This window comes from Proteiniclasticum ruminis DSM 24773, from assembly GCF_000701905.1.
Classification (GTDB): domain Bacteria; phylum Bacillota; class Clostridia; order Clostridiales; family Clostridiaceae; genus Proteiniclasticum; species Proteiniclasticum ruminis.
The window spans coordinates 66,146-87,874 of record NZ_JNKC01000006.1; the positions used below are offsets into that span (position 1 = coordinate 66,146).

Annotated in this window: 23 protein-coding genes; 21 read left to right on the forward strand and 2 right to left on the reverse strand. The window is 45.2% G+C overall.

Annotation, left to right across the window (positions count from 1 at the left end; genetic code table 11):
• Nucleotides 1-10 precede the first annotated feature (10 nt).
• The gene (locus T487_RS0108565; protein ID WP_031576476.1) at nt 11-1,009 is read left to right on the forward strand and encodes an ABC transporter permease; all 999 of its coding nucleotides are present in this window, start codon (nt 11-13) and stop codon (nt 1,007-1,009) included.
• A gap of 18 nt (nt 1,010-1,027) precedes the next feature.
• A complete protein-coding gene (locus T487_RS0108570) occupies nt 1,028-1,234 on the forward strand; it encodes a hypothetical protein (protein ID WP_031576477.1) in 207 nt (68 codons plus the stop codon).
• 63 nt (nt 1,235-1,297) lie between these two features.
• Here T487_RS0108570 and T487_RS0108575 read toward each other — a convergent pair whose 3' ends face one another.
• A complete protein-coding gene (locus T487_RS0108575; RefSeq protein ID WP_278245028.1) occupies nt 1,298-1,786 on the reverse strand; it encodes a QueT transporter family protein in 489 nt (162 codons plus the stop codon).
• A 125-nt stretch (nt 1,787-1,911) separates the two neighbouring features.
• Complete coding sequence (locus tag T487_RS0108580; RefSeq protein ID WP_031576479.1) at nt 1,912-3,393, reverse strand: nicotinate phosphoribosyltransferase; 1,482 nt, start codon at nt 3,391-3,393, stop codon at nt 1,912-1,914.
• Between the two features lie 171 nt (nt 3,394-3,564).
• On the opposite strand from T487_RS0108580, the gene T487_RS0108585 reads away from it, so the two are divergent.
• The 19 genes from T487_RS0108585 (at nt 3,565) to T487_RS15440 (ending at nt 21,723) form a co-directional block, all read left to right on the forward strand.
• A complete protein-coding gene (locus T487_RS0108585; protein ID WP_143004625.1) occupies nt 3,565-3,834 on the forward strand; it encodes a hypothetical protein in 270 nt (89 codons plus the stop codon).
• A 51-nt stretch (nt 3,835-3,885) separates the two neighbouring features.
• Complete coding sequence (locus T487_RS0108590; protein ID WP_036909336.1) at nt 3,886-4,647, forward strand: nucleoside phosphorylase; 762 nt, start codon at nt 3,886-3,888, stop codon at nt 4,645-4,647.
• A 170-nt stretch (nt 4,648-4,817) separates the two neighbouring features.
• Nucleotides 4,818-6,545, forward strand: coding sequence for an ATP-dependent helicase (locus T487_RS0108595; protein WP_051651615.1), 1,728 nt, complete (start codon nt 4,818-4,820; stop codon nt 6,543-6,545).
• Nucleotides 6,546-6,584: 39 nt separating this feature from the next.
• Nucleotides 6,585-7,550, forward strand: a complete 966-nt coding sequence (locus tag T487_RS0108600; protein ID WP_031576483.1) for an RluA family pseudouridine synthase — start codon at nt 6,585-6,587, stop codon at nt 7,548-7,550.
• A gap of 12 nt (nt 7,551-7,562) precedes the next feature.
• Entirely contained in the window at nt 7,563-9,164 is a 1,602-nt protein-coding gene (locus T487_RS0108605; RefSeq protein ID WP_031576484.1) for a putative polysaccharide biosynthesis protein, read from the forward strand.
• A 155-nt stretch (nt 9,165-9,319) separates the two neighbouring features.
• Nucleotides 9,320-10,051, forward strand: coding sequence for a zinc dependent phospholipase C family protein (locus tag T487_RS0108610; RefSeq protein ID WP_051651616.1), 732 nt, complete (start codon nt 9,320-9,322; stop codon nt 10,049-10,051).
• Nucleotides 10,052-10,064: 13 nt separating this feature from the next.
• The gene (locus T487_RS0108615) at nt 10,065-11,726 is read left to right on the forward strand and encodes a B12-binding domain-containing radical SAM protein (RefSeq protein WP_051651617.1); all 1,662 of its coding nucleotides are present in this window, start codon (nt 10,065-10,067) and stop codon (nt 11,724-11,726) included.
• 159 nt (nt 11,727-11,885) lie between these two features.
• Entirely contained in the window at nt 11,886-12,212 is a 327-nt protein-coding gene (locus T487_RS0108620; protein WP_143004624.1) for a hypothetical protein, read from the forward strand.
• Between the two features lies 1 nt (nt 12,213).
• On the forward strand, nt 12,214-14,148 hold the full coding sequence (locus T487_RS0108625; protein ID WP_162178241.1) for a V-type ATP synthase subunit I: 1,935 nt from the start codon (nt 12,214-12,216) through the stop codon (nt 14,146-14,148).
• 12 nt (nt 14,149-14,160) lie between these two features.
• The gene (locus tag T487_RS0108630; protein WP_031576489.1) at nt 14,161-14,646 is read left to right on the forward strand and encodes a V-type ATP synthase subunit K; all 486 of its coding nucleotides are present in this window, start codon (nt 14,161-14,163) and stop codon (nt 14,644-14,646) included.
• Nucleotides 14,647-14,688: 42 nt separating this feature from the next.
• Nucleotides 14,689-15,243, forward strand: a complete 555-nt coding sequence (locus T487_RS0108635; RefSeq protein WP_031576490.1) for a V-type ATP synthase subunit E — start codon at nt 14,689-14,691, stop codon at nt 15,241-15,243.
• Between the two features lie 10 nt (nt 15,244-15,253).
• Nucleotides 15,254-16,255, forward strand: coding sequence for a V-type ATP synthase subunit C (locus T487_RS0108640; protein WP_031576491.1), 1,002 nt, complete (start codon nt 15,254-15,256; stop codon nt 16,253-16,255).
• Entirely contained in the window at nt 16,248-16,556 is a 309-nt protein-coding gene (locus T487_RS0108645) for a V-type ATP synthase subunit F (RefSeq protein WP_031576492.1), read from the forward strand. The genes T487_RS0108640 and T487_RS0108645 overlap by 8 nt, the downstream gene beginning before the upstream one ends.
• Nucleotides 16,557-16,569: 13 nt before the next feature.
• Entirely contained in the window at nt 16,570-18,333 is a 1,764-nt protein-coding gene (locus T487_RS0108650; protein WP_031576493.1) for a V-type ATP synthase subunit A, read from the forward strand.
• The gene (locus T487_RS0108655) at nt 18,326-19,714 is read left to right on the forward strand and encodes a V-type ATP synthase subunit B (RefSeq protein ID WP_031576494.1); all 1,389 of its coding nucleotides are present in this window, start codon (nt 18,326-18,328) and stop codon (nt 19,712-19,714) included. Before T487_RS0108650 ends, T487_RS0108655 begins: the two co-directional genes overlap by 8 nt.
• 2 nt (nt 19,715-19,716) lie before the next feature.
• Complete coding sequence (locus tag T487_RS0108660; RefSeq protein WP_031576495.1) at nt 19,717-20,355, forward strand: V-type ATP synthase subunit D; 639 nt, start codon at nt 19,717-19,719, stop codon at nt 20,353-20,355.
• 183 nt (nt 20,356-20,538) lie between these two features.
• On the forward strand, nt 20,539-20,805 hold the full coding sequence (locus tag T487_RS0108665) for a DUF1292 domain-containing protein (RefSeq protein ID WP_031576496.1): 267 nt from the start codon (nt 20,539-20,541) through the stop codon (nt 20,803-20,805).
• Nucleotides 20,798-21,193: a hypothetical protein gene (locus T487_RS0108670; protein WP_031576498.1), complete on the forward strand. Its 396-nt coding sequence runs from the start codon at nt 20,798-20,800 to the stop codon at nt 21,191-21,193. The genes T487_RS0108665 and T487_RS0108670 overlap by 8 nt, the downstream gene beginning before the upstream one ends.
• A 341-nt stretch (nt 21,194-21,534) precedes the next feature.
• Complete coding sequence (locus T487_RS15440) at nt 21,535-21,723, forward strand: DUF896 domain-containing protein (RefSeq protein ID WP_036909337.1); 189 nt, start codon at nt 21,535-21,537, stop codon at nt 21,721-21,723.
• The last annotated feature ends 6 nt before the right edge of the window (nt 21,724-21,729 follow it).

A 21,729-nucleotide genomic window follows, 5' to 3' on the forward strand; every position in this document is an offset into this window, starting at 1 on the left:
GAGGACGGATATGAAAAAGATTTTTGACATACTAAAACGGGATCTGAAATCTGGAACGCGAGATTCCATGATCCTCTATATCCTGGTGGTGCCGTTTCTCATTGCGGTGGTTCTCAATGCCGTGACAGGATCCGTCTCTGAAAGCGGACTGACCCTTCTTGTGCCAGAAAGTCTGGATTCCGAGGAAACAGAATATCTGGAAAAATTTGCCAAGGTCACTGTGGTGGCTTCAGAGGATGCGGTGGCAGAACGTGTGCTGGATCTGGATGATGTGTATGGGGTTCTAAAGAAAGGAGACGCCTTTGAAGTTGTTGCCCAAGGCAATGAAAAAATCAATCTTCAGGAGACGGTGCGTCTTCTTCTGGATGGACTAAAAAACAGAAATCTGGAAGCACCGGTGGAAGTATCTGTCACGGATGTGGGGTGGAAGCTGTCACCCATCAAGCAGTTTGGGGGTGGACTCCTGGTGGTCTTCATTTCGGTCTTTGGCGGCATGATCATCATGATCAATCTGGTGGAGGAGAAGCAGGAGAATACACTTCTTGCTATGAATGTGTCTCCTGTGACAAGGCCGCAGTATCTCATGGGCAAAGCGCTTCTTGGGTTTCTCGTTCCGCTCATCCATGTCATGGGGATTCTTCTTATTCTGAACTATGGAGACATCAATTATCTCATGGCGAGTGTAATGACCTTGTCCATTGCCCTGATTTCCGTAATCATTGGGTTTGCCATAGGCGTCAACAGCGACAATATTCTAGCTGCCATCTCCGGCATGAAGATGATTTTTCTACCCATACTGGGTTCTGTATTTGGGGCCATATATTTAAGAGAATCTCTTCATGTGCTTCTTTACTGGTCTCCTTTCTACTGGGCATTCAAATCCATCAATGAGATCATACTGAAAGAGGCGGTGTGGGGCGATATCTTCATAAGCATGGGGATGATACTTTTCATTGCGGCGGTGCTGCTGCTCTTTATGAAAAAGAAAATCCGAAGGGGACTTCGATAATAGGAGGAGGGTAAATAAATGGACGGTTTGGCACTTATTGGTTTGATTCTTCTGGTTTACGCAGGAGCTGTGGTGTACATCACACTGAAGAAACCGGAAGCCATCTGGAATATGGCAAAGATTCGGGTATTCCGAAAACTTCTGGGGGATCGGGGCACTGAGATTTTCTTCTATCTCTTTGCTCTGGCGTCAGCAGGCTTCGGCCTCTGGCTTCTCGTAAACTGAAAAGAAATATCCACTGCATAGAAAAACCCCGGAGACCAATAAAATGGTTCCCGGGGGCTTTTTTTAGCTGAACTTCAGCATGGACACGAGCTTCTCGTCCCGAAGGATTCTTTTGAAGAGGAAGTAGCCGATGAGGGTTACCACCACAAATTCTCCTAAGAACACCTGGGCTGCGGACAGAAGGTAAGGAAGGTCCAAGAGATAATACAAAATGGCGCCGATGATGAGTCCGTTCACAATGGCCGGCCAGAGGGTGGCCAAGAGAAGGTTCTTCGTCCTTGCGATGAGCTGCAGCGCAAGGAGTGTAGCCAAGGTCCCGAAAATCACATCGATGGGGCCTAGAGGACTGCCTAGATTCGCAATGAGGCAGCCGAAGGTGAGACCATAGATATACCGTCTGTCAATGAAAACGAGAAGGGTCAGCACTTCTGCCACACGAAACTGCACGCCCAGATAGCTGAAAGGAAGTAGCATGGTAAGGGATGCGTAAAGAGCAGCGATGAGGGCTGACTTCACCAGAAGCTCCTGATAGTTGTTTTTATTTGTGTTCAATTTGAAATCCTCCATAAATTATCAAAAAATCGAATAAAACCTGGATTATTATAGCACAGGTGGCAGGCAATAGGCAAAAAAAGTACCGCTCTCCCGGAGGAACCGGGGGATGCGGTACGTATCTTTTAGTATTTGTCCTCGGCGTACTGCTGGGACTGCTCTATGAGAAGGTTCTGTCTGGTGTCCCATAATTTCTGGGAAAGATCCACATAGTAGTTATGAGGATACTCAAGACGGAGCACTTCCGGCCAGAGCTTTTCAATTTCCTTTTTGGAGTAGGCTCGGATTTCAAGCACCGTAGGACTTTTATAGACCAGCTCTCCGGATTTGAAAATCTGCTCCTGAAGAGGTTTCAGGTAATACTCTGTGAAGGTTCTTCTCTTCCAAGTATAGGTGGGGTCAAAGAGCGTCAGTGGCTCATTCTCATCGAAAACCTCATCATGTTCGCAGATGAGGTCTGCCACGGCGAGGTTGCTCTTTTTAGAGAAAACACGGTAAATTTTCTTGAAGTGCGGGGTGGTGATCTTCTCCTGGTTTTCACTGACTTTGATCTTTGGCTGCACCACACCGTCTTTTTCAGTAGCCACCAGTTTGTAGACACCACCAAAGACGGGTTCACTGCGGGCAGTGATGAGTCTTTCCCCTACACCGAAGATGTCGATGGGAGCACCCTGGGACAGCACGTCTCTTATGATGTACTCGTCCAAAGAGTTGGAAACAATAATTTTCACATCATGGAATCCTGCGGCATCCAGCATTTTTCTGGATTCTTTGGTTAAATAGGCAATGTCTCCGGAATCGATCCGGATGGACTTGGGCCTCTTGCCCTTGGGCAGCACATATTCGTTGAATACTTTGATGGCGTTGGGAATGCCTGATTTCAGCACATTGTAGGTATCCACGAGAAGGGAGCAGTTGTCCGGATAGATTTCAGCCCATTTTCTGAAGGCTTCAAATTCGGAGTCAAAAAGCTGTACCCAGCTGTGCGCCATGGTTCCTGTGGCAGGGACATTGAACATGATCTCTGCTAAAGTGTTGGAGGAGCTTGTGCATCCTCCCACAATGGCGGCCCTTGCGCCGTAGATGGCTCCATCATAGCCTTGGGCACGTCTGGAACCGAACTCCAGAACATTACGTCCGCCGGCGGCACGTACAATACGGTTTGATTTGGTGGCGATGAGTGTCTGATGGTTCACGGTGAGAAGCACCATGGTTTCCACAAACTGCGCCTGGATGATGGGTCCCCTTACGGTAACCAGCGGTTCGTTTGGAAATACTGGAGTTCCTTCTGGAACTGCCCAAACATCACACTCAAACTTGAAGTTCTCTAGGTAAGAGAGGAATCCCTCACTGAAGGTGTTTTTTCTTCTTAAGTATTCTATGTCTTCCTTGCTGAAGGTCAGATTCTCCAGGTATTCAATGAGCTGGTCCACACCAGCCATGACGGCGAATCCTCCCCCATCTGGGATTTTTCTGAAGTACATGTCAAAGTAGGCAATGGTATCCTGCACACCATTCTCAAAATAGCCATTTCCCATGGTAAGTTCGTAGAAATCAGTCAGCATGGTCAGATTTCTGCCATTTCTTACATCGATTATCCGTTCCATATAATCACCGTTCCCTAACATTATTAATAAGATGATTCCTATTATATCAGATTTTCGGAGAAAGAACCCACAAAGAAACACTCCGGCAGTGTATTTGGGAATAGAACCTAAGATTTTGCAGCCTCCTGCGGGTTTCATCAGTTTTTCAGGAAATATTTGGAATTCTTTGTTATGATAGAGAAAATAATGCGAAGGGATGAAATGAAGATGATCCGATTTGATGAAATAATCAAGCCCATAAAGCTTAAGAGCGACACAGGAGTCTATATGATTTTGGCAGGTCTACTCTCGGCCATTGCGGGTATTTTTGTAGCACCGGTGCCGCTGGGGTTTCTTTCAGTGATCCTCAGTTTTCTCGGGATGAAATCTCCTAAAGGAGCCTGGGGCATTCCTGTGTTTCTTTTCGGCACAGGAGTGATTATCTCAAGTCTGTACCGGTAGGGTCTGTTTCGCGTACAGCAAACCACGAAATTAAAATATCTGGAGGTTTTTATGCTGAGTTCTGACTATCCAATCCTTGAGTTTGATGAGAACAGGGAGGCTCTGATCCGTCCTGAGTTTCTGAAAAACCGATATGAGCCCATTTCAGAGAGACTTCTCATCTGCTTTTTCCATGAAACCATTGAAAAGCTTCTGGAGCGAGAGGAGATTGTACTGCACTTTGTGCTTCGAGGGGAGAATCCCTTAAAAATATACAGATTTCTTGATCAGGACATCACCCTTGTGGAAGGGCGCCTGGGGGCTCCTGCTGCTGGGGGATATCTGGAGGATCTCATTGCCCTCGGTGCAAAAAAGATACTGTTTGTGGGTGGAGCAGGTGTCTTAAGAAAAGACCTGGCTGTGGGAAAGTTTCTGGTCCCTACTTCCGCGGTGAGAGATGAAGGGTTCAGCTATCACTATCTGCCGCCTGCAAGAGAAGTGGAGGCCAATCTAGAGGTAGCCGAAAAAATTACTGAGTATCTGAAGAAAAGCGGCATCGACTACCTCACGGGGAAGACCTGGACCACCGATGCCTTTTACCGGGAAACACCAGCAAGGATTAAAAAGCGCCGGGAAGAGGGCTGCCTGTTTGTAGAGATGGAGCAGTCTGCCCTGATGGCTGTGGCCGCTTATAGAGAGGTGGACTATGGTGCTATTTTATATGGTGGAGACGATGTGTCCAAAGAAAAATGGGATTCGAGAAACTGGAGAGACAGAGGGGACATTCGCGTTGGGCTCACAGAGCTGGCAAAAGAAATTCTCCTTGTCTTATAATCTGAACTTAAGAAGTGGAAAGACAAAGAGATCCTTCGTGGATCTTTTTCTTTGAATGACCTTTCTTTTTCTCCACACAATAGGATACGGGAAAGTCTTTTTGAAAAGAGAAGCGCTTTGTCGTACAATAAGAGTTTATGGATGTGTGAAGTAAAGGAGATACGATATTGATGGAACTGGATACCTATCAGAAAAATGCATACCTCACAAAGGAGAAGAAGGTGCTGGTGGTGGCGCCGCCTGGCTCAGGGAAAACCACTGTGATGCTGAAAAGACTGAAACTGCTTCTGGAAGAGGAGAAAATAGCGCCAAGAAAAATCATTGTACTGACCTTTTCCAAGGCTTCCGCCGTGGAAATGGAGACGAGGTTTTCCGCCAAAGGTCCGGTGAAGCCTTTTTTTGGCACCATCCATGGACTCTGCTACAGAATCCTGAGAGGCCAGAGGGGAGAGCTGAATCTCATTTACGGGAAAGAGGAGTTTATTCTGAAGAACAAGCTGAAAAAACAGCTGAAAATAGAGGATGAAGTGGTGGAATCCATCCTGAGAGGCATTTCCAAGTATAAAGTCATGAACTTTCTGTCTTTGCCTTTACCGGATCTTGGGGTCCGGGAAGAGCTCTTTCACAAAGCTTTTGAGATCTATGAAGAGGAGCGTATAAAAAAGAATCTTCTCGACTTTGACGATCTGCAGATTGAAGTGCTGAAGCTTCTTTCAGAAGAGAAGTTTTTAAGAAGCTTTCAAGCGGTGCACAGCCACATCCTCATCGATGAGTTTCAGGACCTGGACCCGGTGCAGCTGAAGATTGTGGAACTCATGAGTAAAGACCAGAGCCTTTTCTGTGTTGGAGATGAGGATCAGTGCATCTATGCCTTCCGAGGATCAGATCCTCGGGGGATGATTGACTTTGAACCGATGTTTCAAGGAAAGAAGCTCTATCTGAAATACAATTACAGAAGCAAAGAGAATATTGTGCAGTATGCAGGAGAAGTCATACGGCATAACGCCCAAAGAAACAACAAAGAGCTTCTTTCCAGCCGGAAAGAGGAGACGAAGATTCTGAAGGTGTTTCCGGAAAATCAGGAGCTCATGCTGCAGCACATGGTCTCTGAAATAAAGAAAGATGCTTATAAGAGCTATGCAGTGCTCTACCGGACCAATCAGGAAGGGCTGAGAGTAAAGGAGTATCTTCGGAAAGAGAAGATTCCTTTCATGTCCAGAGATGGATATAATTTCTTCAAGGGATTCATAGCCAAAGATATTCTGGACTTTATAAGAGCTTCCTGCCAGGGAGACCGGGAAGCGTTTCTTCGAATCGCCAACAAACCCTTCCGGTATATCACCAAGGAGGAGATGAGAAAAATCTCTTTAGGAGAAGCCATGGAGAAAGTGCTTCTGGACCCCAAGAAGAAAAACTATACCCTCCAGAAGCATGGAGAGTTCCTGAAAGACCTTTCCTCCTTAAAAGGCATGAAGACGGCGAGAATGATCTCCTACATCGAGCAGGTGCTTGGGTATGGGGAGTATCTGTCGAGCTACGCAGAAAAAACAGGACGGGATGAGGAAGCTCTTCTAGAGGAGCTGGAAGAGATGAAGGAAGTGGCAGCGTATTACGACAATCCACTGGATCTTCTGGCCGCATCGGTAAAAGAGCCGGAGGTCAAAGAGGCCAAGGTGAGCTTATCCACCGTTCACGGAGTCAAAGGACTGGAGTTTGACAAGGTTTATGTGATCAATGCCGTGGAAGGTTTTATGCCTCATAGTGCGTCCCTGAGTAATCTGGAAGAGGAGCGAAGAATCTTCTACGTGGCCATTACACGAGCGAAAGAGGAGCTGACCATTTACAGCCCAAGATTTATTCATGGAAAAGAGAGAAAAAGAAGCAGATTCGTACTATAATAAAGGGTAAAGAAAAAATAGAACATTTAGGAGTAAATTATGAGAATAGAAATAGGACCGAACGAACAAGGACAAAGATTGGACAAGTTCCTTCGAAAGTACCTGAAAGATGTGCCTCTGTCGGCCATATTTAAAGCCCTCCGGAAAGGAGATGTCCGAGTGAATGGCGCCAAGGGGAAAGAGAAAATGTTTCTTCAGGAAGGCGATGTTCTGGAAATTAAATATCTCTATTCCAAATCTCCGGAGGAGAAGAAGGTAGTCTTTGATGTGGAGCCAGAGTTTAAAGTGACCTTTGAGGATGACAACATCCTCATGGTGGAAAAGTGGCCGGGGATTCTTGTGCATAAAGATCAGGAAGGAAAGGATCCGACTCTCACCGATCAGGTGCTGTCTTACCTTTTCAGAAAAGGGGCCTATGACCCTAAACTGGAAAAGACCTTTTCGCCTTCTCCAGTGAACAGACTGGACAGAAACACGTCAGGCATCGTCATCTATGCGAAGAACTATGAGGCCTTGAAAACACTCAACGAAATGATGCGGGACGGCAGAATTGTGAAGAACTATATTGCCATCGTGAAAGGAAGAATCGCTGACGGAGAGTACCGCGCTTATATCGAGAAGCGTGAGGACAATAATGTCAGCAGTGTTTCAGATACTCCAGGACCAATGAAGAAGGAAATCGCCATGACGGTGAAAACCATGGAATCCACTGGGCAATACTCTTTGGTGGAACTGAATCTTCTTACAGGCAGAAGCCACCAGCTGAGGGCTCATCTGGCATCACTTGGAAATCCCATCATCGGAGATAAGAAATATGGAGTGAAGGAAATCAACAACTTCCTTTCCAATAAATATGATCTCAATTTCCAGTACCTTTATGCCTTTAAAGTGACCTTCAAGAATCCGGATGGTGTTCTTGAATATCTGGGCAACAAGGTGGTGGCGGAAAAACTGCCGCCAATCTTAAAGAAAGTGAAGAATGACCTGTTCAAGTTTGACTTGTAGTCGGAGGAACTTATGAAGAAACAATCCACTGGTAGAGGTTTTGCTTACCTTTCCATTGCAGAGCTTCTTGTGAAAATTATGTCTGTGATTTATGTCCCTTTCCTTGTGGCCATTCTTGGTGAGGAAGGGCATGGTATTTATGCGGTCTCCTATGAAGCCTTCGCGCTGATTTATGTATTGACCAATGAGGGAATTCAGCGTGGTGTAGCGAAGCTCGTTGCCGAGCTCCATGCAAAAGACAATCCCAGGGATGCTTTGAAAGCATTCCGTTTGGCGAGAACTTTACTGATTTTTGGTGGGCTGATCGCATCCTTGCTGCTCTTTTTCATGGCGCCGTATATTGCAAGAGCACAAAAGACAGCAGAAGCCACCTTATCCATACAGGCTCTGGCGCCAACGGTGCTGATTACAGCGGTTTTATCCGCCTATCGGGGTTATTTCCTGGGTAGAAGTTTTATCACCGCGAATGCTGTGTCAAAAGTAGTAGAACAGATCGTCAATGTGGCGGTTTCCTTAGTCGCTGCGTTTTTCCTCATGAAGGTAGGCCTTGTTTTTGGCGTTACAGGAGGAACCTTTGGTACGAGCGTAGGTGCACTGGTTGCTGTTGCGCTTCTCGTACATGAATTTCGAAAAGGAAAGCTGTATAAAGTCAGAAAGAAGGATCAGGATCCGGAGACGTATCATTATACCAGCAAGGAACTCATCCAGAGACTTTTGTCTTATTCCTTCCCGATCACCCTGACCGCTGGTGTCATGCATTTGGGCGGAATCATCGATACGTTCATTTTTAAGAACAGGCTCATCAGCATAGGATTCACGGAGGTCATGGCGAATATAGGCTACAGTACTCTTGTCCGATATAAGAGTCTGCTCCTCGTGCCAAACACCATTATTGTTTCTCTTGCTGCCGTTATTCTTCCAGGTATATCCAGAGCCAATGCGCTGCAAGATAAGAAAGACATGCAAGAGAAAATCTCATATGCCGTAAAAATGGTGTTCACCGTTGCGCTTCCATCCTTCGTGGGGCTGAGTATTTTGGCGGAACCGATTTATCACCTTCTTTATCCAGGTAAATCCGGATATGAAATGTTTTGGCTGGGATCGATCACCGTCGTTTTCCTGGGTTTTATACAGATTCAGAACAGTCTTTATCAGGGGGTAGGGAAGTTCTACTGGGGAACATTCTCCATGGTGGCTGGTATTCTAGTCAGAATTCTTCTGAACTACATTTTTGTCGGAATACCTGAAGTCAACATCCTAGGTGGTGTAGTCTCCCATATGGCAAACTTCATTGTTCCGTTTATCATCAATCATATTCTGATCACCAGAGTGCTGAAGTATCCTATGCCGCTTCTTAAAAATGCATGGAAGCCTTTCCTGGCATCCATTGGCATGGGGATCGTCCTTTTTGTGCTTAACCTGGGACTGAGCTTCATTGAAGTTCGGTACATCTTCTCTGCCGCATTGACTGGAATTATAGTAGTAATTGGAATTCTGGTTTATGGTGTGCTGATTCTTCTTCTTGGTGGTATTTCCAAAAAAGATCTGACGGATATCAGTCCTAGACTTTACAGAATGCTCCCATCTTCCGTAAGAAGCAGGATGAGAGCCTAAAGAGGTCCTTTCCTATTCCAATTTCTGATTCTTTTTGTTTTTCTTAAGGAAAACCCTTATAATAAGAGTAAGATGATTGAAAATCATTATCAATTAGCGTAAGTTGTTTTTTCCATGTGTACGGAAGAATTGGAAGAGTAGGAGTTGGTATAGAAATGGAAGGAACTTTTGAAGATAAAAGAAAAAGAGGATTTGAGAATACCTATGGGAAGGTGCTCACCGGCATGATGCTGGCAGCCAATCCATTCAAGAAAATGGCTTTTAAGACCCCTTGTATGGTGCACCGTTTCATCAATATCCAGGCGGTGGTGATTCTGGAGAATGAAGGCTATGAGGATGCATCTAACTTTTATAAAGCATACATCAAAGCTCTGAATGAGGGAGCCACCTGGGCAGATCAGGACTTCAAGTCCATCAATCACTTTTATCACAATGAGAAGAAGAAGGGCCTCTACGGTTTTTCCGACGGGCTCACAGAAGCAAGAAGATATATGGACAAGTCCCTTTTCTATCTGGAGAAGGGAAACATCCAAAGGTCCGTGTTCTATCTGGGGGTGTTCTGTCACCTGTCCCAGGATATGACTGTCCCTCAGCATGTGACAAACAGACTTCTGGACAGCCATAAGTCCTATGAGACCTGGATCAAGAAAAAGATTTTCGCAGAAATTGATTACTCTGTGGATCACGGAATCCTAAGGTTTGAAACTCTGGATGACTACATCCGGGAGAATGCTATTGTGGCAAACTTCTATGCAGAGAAGTTCAAGGACATAGAAAACCGGGATACCATGTATGAAGCTCTTTCCAGAAAAATGATTGAGGTGGCCCAGACGACAACTGCAGGGCTTCTTCTGGATTATTACGAGCTGTATTATAAAAACTTATAAGGAAAATAGAATAATGAGAATACTTTTGACAGCCATCAATTCAAAATATGTCCACACCAACATCAGTTTGAGATACCTGGAGAACTATACAAAGGATCTACCGGTTTCAACCATGCGGACAGAATTTTCCATAAATGAGCAGAAAGAAACCATTCTCGAAGAAATGATACAGAGAAAGCCCGATTTGGTGGCTTTCTCTGTTTATATTTGGAACGTGGAAATGGTACGGGATCTGTCTGTGCTTTTAAAGAAAGTGCTGCCTTCTGTGAAAATACTCTATGGTGGACCGGAGGTTTCCTATAAGAGCCGGGAACATCTGGAGGAGTTCCAGGGGGATTTCATCATACGGGGAGAAGGAGAAGAGTCCTACCGGTCTCTTCTTCAGGTTCTTTTATCGGGGGGGAAGCTCAGCGAAGTCCGTGGGCTGACCTATAAAGAGGAAGATGAGGTTTTTGAGAATCCGCCCAGAGAAAAAATGGACCTTTCTAAGGTGCCCTATCCCTATGAGGAGAAGGAGGACCTAAGAGGGAAGCTTTCTTATATGGAAGCTTCCAGAGGCTGCCCCTATCAGTGCAGCTACTGCCTCTCTTCCTCGGAGCGGGACCTTCGCTTTATGCCGCTGGAAGAAGTGAAAAGAAGAGTGCTCCTGGTGATGGAGACCGGGACTCAAGTAGTGAAGTTCATAGACCGGACCTTCAACATCCATCCGGATGCCCTGGAAATCTGGCGGTTTCTTCTTTCTCTTGAGACGGATGTGACCTTTCATTTTGAAATTGCGCCAGATCTCATAAAAGAAGAGCATCTGGCACTTCTGAAGACAGCACCTAAAGGAAGGATCCAGTTTGAAGTGGGCATCCAAAGCACAGAAGATGAAGTGCTTCGCTCCATCTCAAGATATATCGGGTTCCGGAAGATTCTCCCGAAACTTGAAGAACTGCTTGCCATACGAAATATCCACAGTCATCTGGATCTGATTGCGGGCCTGCCTTATGATACGGTGAAGACCTTCAAAGACAGTTTCAATGACGTCTATCCACTAAAGCCGGATATGCTTCAGATGGGGTTTCTTAAAATCATCAAAGGAACTCCCATGGAAAGGGATGCAGAAGCCTTTGGCATGGTCTACAGCCCATTTCCACCCTATGAAGTACTGAAGACCCGCTGGATGACTTATGAGGATCTGAGGTCTCTTCATAGAACAGAGGACGCTCTGGAAAGGTACTACAACTCTGGAAGGTTTCAAACATCCTTAACGTATCTTCTGGAGGGAGAAACGGATTATTTCGCGTTCTATGAGGCTTTAGGTGACTATATCAGCACCGAGTACCGGGGAAGATCCATCGGACTTAAAGACCAGTATAAGATTCTCCTGGATTTTTCTAAGGTGTATGCCGGGAATGAGAAAGATTCCTTCATACTCAATGAGCTTCTCAAATATGACTGGCTGCTCCACAACAAGAAACAGTATGTACCGGAGTTTCTAGTGCGAAATCACGAGAAGAATCATGCATATAAAAAGAATATGGAGAAAGAAAATGGAATGAAAATACATGTTGAAATTTTCAGTCTGGATATCCCTCACTATATTAGTGAAGGAGAGCTTAAAATAGGTGATACTCCCGTATATTATGATTTAAATCTTGGGAAAATCATCAAAAATCAGTTGATAAAATAGGAGAATTGTCGTACACTGATTCTTATGTGGTATTGCATAACCTATTAAGGGATAATTGTTACAAAATTCACTTCCTTTATGTTTTTCAAATACCATGGTAAAATTAAAAAGTATGAGAACGGTTTGCATACAGGTCATGCAGAGAATGGGGGTGAAAGAATGGCAAAAGAAGCATTGGAAAAGGTGAGACAAGCGGAAGAAAAAGCGCGTGAGATCACAAAAGAAGCCAGTCAGAAATCAAGAGACATCCGGCGTGATGCAGAAGCACGAGCCGATGAACGTTACAAAGAAATCATGAACATGGCTGCAAAAGAGACAGAGGCTTTACGGGAAAAAGCCAGACTCGAAGGGGAACAGGAAGCCAAGCCAATCCTTGAAAGTGGAAAGGCGAAAGCAGGGGAACTGTCGGCACTGGATGATAAAGTGCTGGAGGATGCAGTCAATATTATTTTAGAGAGGATTGTGAAGGCAGATGGCAATCGTTAAGATGTCAAATTTCGGCCTCTTCACTTTCGACTCGGACAGGGATAAGCTCCTTCATGAACTTCAGAAGTTCGGATATGTTCATTTCACAGATCTGAAAGAACAGACCGCATATCTGGAAGAAGGACTGGAATCTCTGGAAATTCCTTATGAAGTCAGTGAAGTTGAGGATAAGATTCAAAACGTTAAGTTCGCCATGGATCTTCTGAAACGCTATGATGAACGGGAAACTGGAATGAAAGCCATGATCAAAGGGAAGAACACCTTCACCTTTGAAGAGCTGGAAAAGAAAGTGGCCCATTTTGATTATGAACCTGTCATTGACAAGTTCAGAGAACTGACCCGAAAGATTGATCTTATCAGTCAGGAGGAGTTGAAAGAAAAGGCGGCCATGGAAGAGCTGAGACCTTGGAGAAATCTCGATTATGATGTGAGACTCTTCAGAGATTTTCAGTTCAGTGAGGTATTTACAGGCACCATCCCTAAGAAATTGATGGAGTCTTTGAAAGAAGCCCTCGGCACCTTGGAAGAGACCTATTTGGAAACCCTCAGTGAAGGGAAAGATGAGGCTTATGTGATAGGTCTCACCAGTAAAAGGGAAAAGGAGGACTTCAATGAAATCCTCAGAAACCATAGTTATACCACAGTAAATCTATCTGTTTCCGGAACACCGGAAGAGGAGATGAAAAAAAGAAAAGAATCTCTTGAGAAAATGAAGGAAGAGAAGAAAAAGCTTCAGGCGGAAATCAAATCCATGGCAGGTCATCTGGCAAGATTTGAAGAAGTTTACGAGTATCTTCTCAATCTCAGACTCCGCTATGCTGCGGAGAACAACTTCTTAAGAACTGGCAGCGTCAATGTCATTGAAGGGTTTATACCCACTGACAAAACCGATGGATTCAGGAAAGCGGTGGAAAAGACTCAGGAAGGGGCCTATTATCTTGAACTGGAAGAGGCCAAGACTGAGGATGTGTCCGTTCCGATTCTTCTGAAGAATGGTAAGTTTACAGAGGCTTTCGAGTCTTTGACGACCATGTATTCCTTGCCTACGTATGATGCGATTGATCCGACCCCTCTCTTTGCGCCTTTCTTCTTTGCCTTCTTTGGCATGATGATTGGTGACTGGGGCTATGGTCTTCTTCTTCTGCTCGGTACAGGAACGATTCTGAAAATCGCGAACCTTGAAAAAGGCCAGAAACTTATGATGAGATTCCTTTTCTATCTAAGTTTTTCTACCATAGCTTGGGGATTTATCTTCGGATCATTCTTCGGTTTTCCATTCCCAGGATTCTCTCTGATCAGTCCAGCAGAAGAATACAATAAGCTTCTTATTGTTTCCATCGCTTTTGGTGGGATTCATCTGTTCTATGCATTGGGAATCAAAGCTTATTTAGCATTTAGGGCCGGAAAGCCTTTAGATGCGCTCTATGATGTGGGATTCTGGTACATGGCCCTGATGGGTGGAATTGTGTATCTTCTTTCCATGGTCCTAGGAAGCTTGCCGGATATGGTGGCCACAGGTTCACTGATTGTCATGGTGATTGGAATGGTGGGCATTATTCTGACGGGCGGACGTGAAAATGAAAGTGCTGTTGGAAAGCTTGCCGGTGGAATGTACAGTCTCTATGGCATTTCCAGCTACATTGGTGATTTTGTTTCCTATTCAAGACTGATGGCTCTAGCCCTGTCTGGTGGATTCATTGCAACAGCCATCAACATGATGGTTGAAATGCTCTTCGCATTAGGAATTCCAGGAATCATTGGTGGAGTTGTTGTCTTTGTTGTTGGACAGGCATTCAATCTGTTCCTGTCTGCGCTGAGTGCGTATGTGCACACCTCAAGACTGACCTATGTCGAATTTTTCGGTAAGTTCTATGATGGTGGCGGAAAACCCTTCAAACTATTTAGAAATAAATCAAAATATATTAATATTGAATAATTTTAGGAGGATATGAAAATGACTTTAACACAAATGTTTATCGAAAATGGTGGCGTGGTATTTGCAGTCTTGGGCATTGCTCTGGCGGTAATTCTTTCAGGTATTGGTTCTGCGAAGGGTGTAGGACTCGTGGGTGAGGCTGCAACAGGGCTCATCATTGAAGAACCAGAAAAGTTTGGTAAGTCTCTTGTACTTCAGCTGCTTCCAGGTACCCAGGGTCTTTATGGATTCGTTATCGGTCTGATGGCTCTTGGTTCCCTTAGTGTAGAAATGTCACTGGCACAAGGATTCTATATTTTCTTTGCTTGTTTACCAATCGCTTTCGTTGGACTTTATTCCGCTATTTACCAGTCAAAGGCTGCTGCTGCTGGTCTGGCAATTCTTGCAAAGAATGAAGAGCACTCCACAAAGGGTATCATCTATGCGGTAATGGTTGAGACCTACGCACTTCTTTCATTCGTTATGTCTCTGATCCTGCTTTCTTCCGTTACATTCTAAGAAAGACGGTCAAAGCGAAATAACAGAAAAGGAAGTGAGTTCATGTCCAATCTGGAAAATTTGACAGATAAAATTCTGGAAGAAGCGAAAATCCAGGCGGACCTTCAACTCCGTGACGCCAAGGCTTTTGAAGAAGAAGTCATCTCTAAGAAAGTAAGAGAGGCAGAGGAAAAGAAGGAAAAGATGCTGGAGAAGGCCAAGTTTGAGGCCAATCTTCTGAAAGAAAGAATCGTTTCGAATGCGGAAGTGAACCGCAGAAATGAACTGTTAAATGGAAAACAAAAAGTCATTGACCAGGTGTTTGAAAAGGCTAAGGAAAAGCTTGCCCACCTTCCACAGGAAGAGTACATCGCTTTTCTGAAGAACACCATTTCTTCCTTACACCTGAAGGGTACAGAAACTCTGAAGGTCAAAGAAGAATATATTGAAACCGTGAAAAATCTGGGGCTATCCCTGAAGGTGTCTGAGGACAGTGTTACTTCCGGGTTTGAAATCCAGGATGAGAAAATCTCCCTCAATTACAACTTCAACGATATGGTGGATTTTTACAGAGAAGAATTGGTTAAAGATGTAGCAAGCACATTATTCAGGGAATAGGAGGGATTTCATGAACAGAATGGATTTTTCCCAAGCTGTAATCAGAATCAAGGTTCTTGAAAAGCGGCTCCTGACCCGTGCAAGACTGGAAAGAATGGCGGATGCAGAAAATCTGGAAGAAGTCATGAAAATCCTTGGTGAGACCGAATATCAGCAGCATCTTGGGAACCTCAAGAGAGTGGAGGACTACGAACAGGTCCTGGCCCTTGAGATGAAAAGGGTGTACCACCTGATGGATGAACTCACCGGGGAAAAAGTCATAAAGGATCTTCTAGCCATGAAGTATGATTATCATAATCTGAAAGTCCTGGTCAAAGAAAAAATCTCAGGAAAGTCACTTTCCCATCTTTTGGTTCCTTACGGAACTCGCGACATGGGCAGTGTGAAAACAGCTTTGGCTGCCGGAGACTACCGGGAACTGGAAGAGCCTATAAGAGAAGCGCTGCTTCAGGTTCTTTCTGATTATGAGAAAACAGGAGATCCCCAGAGGATTGATATTCTTCTGGACCGATCCTACTATGAGCATCTTGGCCACATCGCGAAAGAAACAAAGATTCCTCTCTTTGAGGACTATGTGAAGAATCAGGTGGACTTTGCCAATGTCAGAACCCTCATCCGTGTAAAGAAGATGGATAAGGATCTGAAGTTCCTGGAGGAAGTGCTTCTTCCAGGGGGAAACATTGAGCGGGAGACCCTGCTTTATGCCATCCATGACTCTCTGGACACCATCATGGTGAAGCTGAAGAATGAAAAGCTTTCAAAGCCCATTCTTCTAGGCTTGGAAGCCTTCAGAAAAACTGGAAGGCTCAGTGAGTTTGAGAAGATCGCAGACAATGAGCTGATGAATCTCAACAAAGGATCCAAGAATGTGATCTTCGGACCGGAACCTCTCTTCTCCTACCTTCATGCGAAGGAAGCCGAAGTGAAGGCTCTTAGAATCATCATGGTCTCCAAGATCAATAAGCTTTCTCCAGAGACCATCCGGGAAAGGTTGCGTGATTTGTATGTATAAAATCGGCGTCATCGGAGACAAAGACTCCATTCTGCCATTCAAGGCGCTTGGGGTGGATGTGTATCCGGTCATTGGTGCGGAGGAGACAAGAAAAACCTTGGATACTCTCGCCAAAAATAAATATGGTATTGTCTTTATCACTGAACAGTCGGCTGAACTCATTCCAGAGTCCATTGAGCGGTACAACAGAGAACCTGTGCCTGCGGTGATTTTAATCCCCAGCAATCAGGGTAGTCTTAATATTGGCCTGAACAGAATCAATGAGAACGTGGAGAAGGCCGTCGGTTCAAATATTTTATAGAAGGAGCGCTCTAATGAAAGTCGGAAAAATAATTAAAGTGTCCGGCCCCCTTGTTGTTGCAGAGGGGATGGATGAAGCCAACGTCTATGACGTGGTTCAAGTTTCAGATAGAAAGCTCATTGGTGAAATCATCGAAATGAGAGGAGACCGTGCTTCGATCCAGGTTTATGAAGAAACCACCGGAATCGGACCAGGAGAGCCTGTGTACACCACAGGAGAGCCACTATCTGTGGAACTGGGACCTGGACTTATCGAGTCCATGTTTGACGGAATCCAGAGACCTCTTAATGCGATCATGGAACAAGTGGGTGACTTCCTGGAGAAGGGCGTGGTTGTACCATCCCTGAACAGAGAAAAACTATGGAAATTCACTCCAGCAGTGAAGCCTGGAGATGCAGTCTCTCAGGGAGATGTGCTGGGTACAGTGCAGGAGACTTCTGTTGTACTTCATAAAATCATGGTGCCTTATGGCAAGAGTGGTGTAGTGAAGGAAATCAAGGAAGGCGAATTCACAATACTAGATACAGTCTGTGTACTGGAGTCCGGTGAGGAAATCACCATGCTTCAGAAATGGCCAGTAAGACGTGGACGTGGGTATAAGAACAAGATCAACCCAGATGCTCCGCTCATCACCGGGCAGAGAGTCATCGACACCTTCTTCCCCATCACAAAGGGAGGAACTGCTGCAGTTCCAGGACCATTCGGTTCTGGTAAGACCGTTGTGCAGCATCAGCTGGCTAAGTGGGCGGATTCTGAGATCGTTGTATATGTAGGCTGCGGAGAACGTGGAAATGAAATGACCGACGTGCTTCTGGAATTCCCTGAAATCAAGGATCCAAAGACCGGAGAGTCTCTCATGAAGAGAACCGTGCTCATTGCAAACACCTCCAACATGCCAGTGGCAGCCAGAGAAGCTTCTATCTATACCGGAATCACCATTGCTGAATACTTCAGAGACATGGGCTACAGTGTAGCGATCATGGCAGACTCCACTTCCAGATGGGCAGAAGCTCTTAGAGAGATGTCCGGAAGACTGGAAGAAATGCCTGGTGACGAAGGATACCCAGCGTATCTTGGTTCCCGTGCAGCGGAGTTCTATGAAAGAGCAGGTAAGGTAAAATGCTACGGTTCTGATGACAGAATCGGCGCTCTCACCATCATTGGTGCGGTATCCCCTCCAGGAGGAGATATTTCCGAGCCAGTATCCCAGGCAACCCTTAGAATCGTTAAAGTGTTCTGGGGACTGGATGCAAGCCTTGCTTACAGAAGACACTTCCCTGCCATCAACTGGATGAACTCTTACTCCTTGTATCAGAGTAAAGTAGACGGCTGGATGGATCAGAATGTGGACAACGAATTCTCTTCCAACAGAACAAAGGCTATGGCGCTTTTACAGGAAGAATCTTCCCTACAGGAAATTGTAAGACTGGTTGGACGTGATTCTCTTTCAGAAGCAGATCAACTGAAGCTGGAAGCGGCAAAATCCATCCGAGAAGATTTCCTTCAGCAGAATGCGTTCCACGAAGTGGATACCTATTCTTCCCTGGACAAGCAGAACCTTATGCTGGATCTTGTGCTGCACTTCTACCATGAAGGACAGAGAGCTCTGAAGAACGGCATTTACCTCAATGATTTAATCAATCTTGAAGTAAGAGACCGTATTGCAAGAGCGAAGTATCTGGAAGAAAAAGACATTGAAAAGATTAAGGACATCAAAGTGGAACTGACCAAGGTTATTGATGATCTCATTGCAGAAGGAGGGATCCTAAATGCTTAAAGAATATAGATCCGTTACAGAAGTTGTAGGACCCCTGATGGTTGTAGAAGGCGTTGAAGGCGTCAAGTACGAGGAGCTTGTGGAAATCGAGCTGCAGACCGGAGAAAAGAGAAGAGGAAGAGTTCTTGAAATCAATGGCGACAAAGCCATGGTTCAGCTCTTTGAAGGCTCCACCGGTATCAACCTCAAAGGCACAAAGGTACGATTCCTTGGAAAGCCCCTGGAACTGGGCGTTTCTGAGAGCATGATCGGCCGTATTTTCGACGGTCTTGGCCGTCCTAAAGATGGTGGACCTGAAATTATTCCAGAAGCCCGTATGGACATCAATGGTGTGCCCATCAACCCCGTTTCCAGAGACTACCCATCGGAGTTTATCCAGACTGGTATCTCAGCCATCGATGGTCTGAATACCTTGGTTAGAGGACAGAAGCTGCCAATTTTCTCCGGTTCAGGACTTCCTCACGCAGAGCTTGCAGCGCAGATTGCAAGACAGGCGAGAGTTCTTGGTAAGGGAGACAAGTTTGCGGTGGTCTTTGGAGCCATCGGTATTACCTTCGAAGAAGCAGAGTTCTTCATTGACGACTTTAAAAAGACCGGCGCCATCGACCGTGCTGTACTCTTTATGAATCTTGCCAATGACCCTGCCATCGAAAGAATTGCAACCCCAAGAATGGCACTGACCTGTGCAGAGTATCTTGCTTTTGAGCAGGGCATGCAGGTTCTTGTTATTCTGACAGACCTGACAAACTACGCAGAAGCGCTCCGTGAGACTTCTGCTGCCAGAAAAGAAGTGCCAGGCAGACGTGGATATCCTGGATACCTTTATACAGACCTTTCCACCATCTATGAAAGAGCGGGAAGAATCAAGGGAAGAGCTGGGTCCATCACCCAGATCCCAATTCTCACCATGCCTGAAGATGACAAGACCCATCCAATCCCTGACCTGACCGGATATATCACGGAAGGACAGATCATTCTTTCAAGAGACCTCTACAAGAGAGGCATTGAGCCACCTATCGACGTGCTTCCATCCCTGTCCCGTCTGAAGGATAAGGGTATTGGCCGCGGCAAGACCAGAGAAGACCATGCGGATACCATGAATCAGCTGTTTGCAGCTTATGCAACTGGTAAGGAAGCGAAAGAGCTTTCTGTCATTCTTGGAGAGTCTGCGCTGTCTGAATCTGACAAGGCTTTTGCGAACTTTGCGGATGCTTTTGAAAAGAGATATGTCAGCCAAGGATATGAAACCAACAGAGAAATCACCGATACCTTAGAGCTTGGGTGGGAACTTCTCACCATTCTGCCAAAGAACGAGCTGAAGAGAATCCGTGATGAATATATTGAGAGGTATATGCCAAAGGCCGCTGAAGGAGTTGAGTAATCATGGCTACACTGAACGTGAATCCAACCCGTATGGAGCTCACCAAGCTGAAAGCCAGACTGGTTACTGCTTCCAGAGGTCATAAGCTACTCAAGGACAAGCAGGATGAGCTCATGAGAAGATTCATTGAGATGATCCGAAGAAACAAATCGCTCCGTGAGAACGTGGAGAAGGAGCTCATTGAAGTGTTCAAGGAGTTTCTCGTCTCTTCCGCCATCATGAGCCCGGAGTTTCTGGAAGAAGCGGTGGCCATCCCGAAAGAGGAGATCACTGTGGACATCCGCCAGAAAAACGTCATGAGCGTCAACGTTCCTGTGATGAACTTCGTCAGAAAACTTCAGGATGACCCTGGCAGCATCTATCCTTACGGATATGCCCAGACCTCTTCAGAGCTTGACGATGCCATCTCCAGGCTCTATGCCATCATGCCCCAGCTTCTGGAGCTGGCGGAAGTGGAAAAGTCCTGTCAGCTCATGGCAGACGAAATTGAAAAGACAAGAAGAAGAGTAAATGCCTTGGAATACAGAACCATCCCTGAGTTGAAGGAAACCATCAAGTTCATCCGCATGAAGCTGGATGAAAACGAGCGTGGTACCATCACAAGACTCATGAAGGTGAAGGATATCATCCAGAAGGCGTAAAATTGTTAAAAAAGGAAACTGCCGAGTGAACGATTGTTCCAGACAGCAGTTTCCTTTTTTCGTGCGGTGCAGAAAGAGCATCAGGAAGATTATTCAGCAGTTTTGAATTCAGCAGGATAAATACTTCTTGAATAGTAGGAGCTCAAAATGGTATCATCTAAATGTGATAGGAGTTGATTACACGTGGACGAGAAAACTATATTAAAATTCAAAGACGAAGAAGGCAACGTTGTAGAGCTGGAAGCTGTGGCGGAGATTTATCTGGATGAACAGAAGTATCTAATTCTGGCACCACTGGATGACAATAGTGCCGATGAATATGTATACCGTGTGGATGTAAATAAAGAAGGACAGGAAGAACTCAATGCCATTGAAAGTGATGAAGAGTTCATGAAGGTCAAAAAAGAATACAAAAATCTACTGTACAATGAGGGTGGTAAGAATGAATAAGGACAATATTTTAGAATATCTGGAAAACAACGGTCTCACAGACGTAGACATCATCAGAGAAGAGGAAGGGCTCATCGTGGCTACAGCCTTCTATGATTTTGACGACGAAGAAATGGAAGCAGCCAAGGCTTATGCTGAAGGGCAAATCACCGATGAGGAAGACGCAGAAGCTTCTGAGGAGTACCTGATGAACTATCTGGTTGATCTTGCTGTGGATAATCTGGGTGAAGTTTTCGAGGAGCTCATTGATGAGGAAGGTGTTGATGCACAGTACCTGACTTATGAAATGGACCCAGAAGAGCCAGACACCATCCAAGTGGCAATGCTGTTCTCCAAGGGAGATCTGGATAAGGATCTGGAAGATATTCTGGACGAACTGGAGATGTAAAGCCTTAATGTTATTTGAATATTAAGAAAATGGTCCGGAGCTTTTATTGAAAAATACAGGATTTGTGCTATAATAAAGTTAATCAAGAAATCCTGAAGTGTTCGTGTAGCCTATATATTCAACCTACATTATAGATCCGGGATTGCTAACAGAGAGAATGATATCAGGCTTAAATGGTAGCTACCTTTTCCTAGGAACGTAAGAAGATAGATAATTTTCTTGAGGCGAACCCACCTGCTGAGGGCAGGTATGGATTCATAGGTGAACGGCATGTCGGGAACTTAAATGATTATGATTGCTCTGCTTCACTGCAGAGCAATTTTCATATGTGGAGGAATAAAATGTACGAAGAGATACCACACGACGAGCTCGTGGCAAAAATCAATGAGTTTACAAAAATGACAAGAGAAAGAGATTTGACCGAAGAAGAAGAGAAAGAACGCGCGGCTTACCGCGAAGAATATCTGAAGAGAATCCGACAGAGTATGCGTGGCAGTCTTCAGGGTGTTTATTACAAAGGAAAGAAGTAGGAGGCC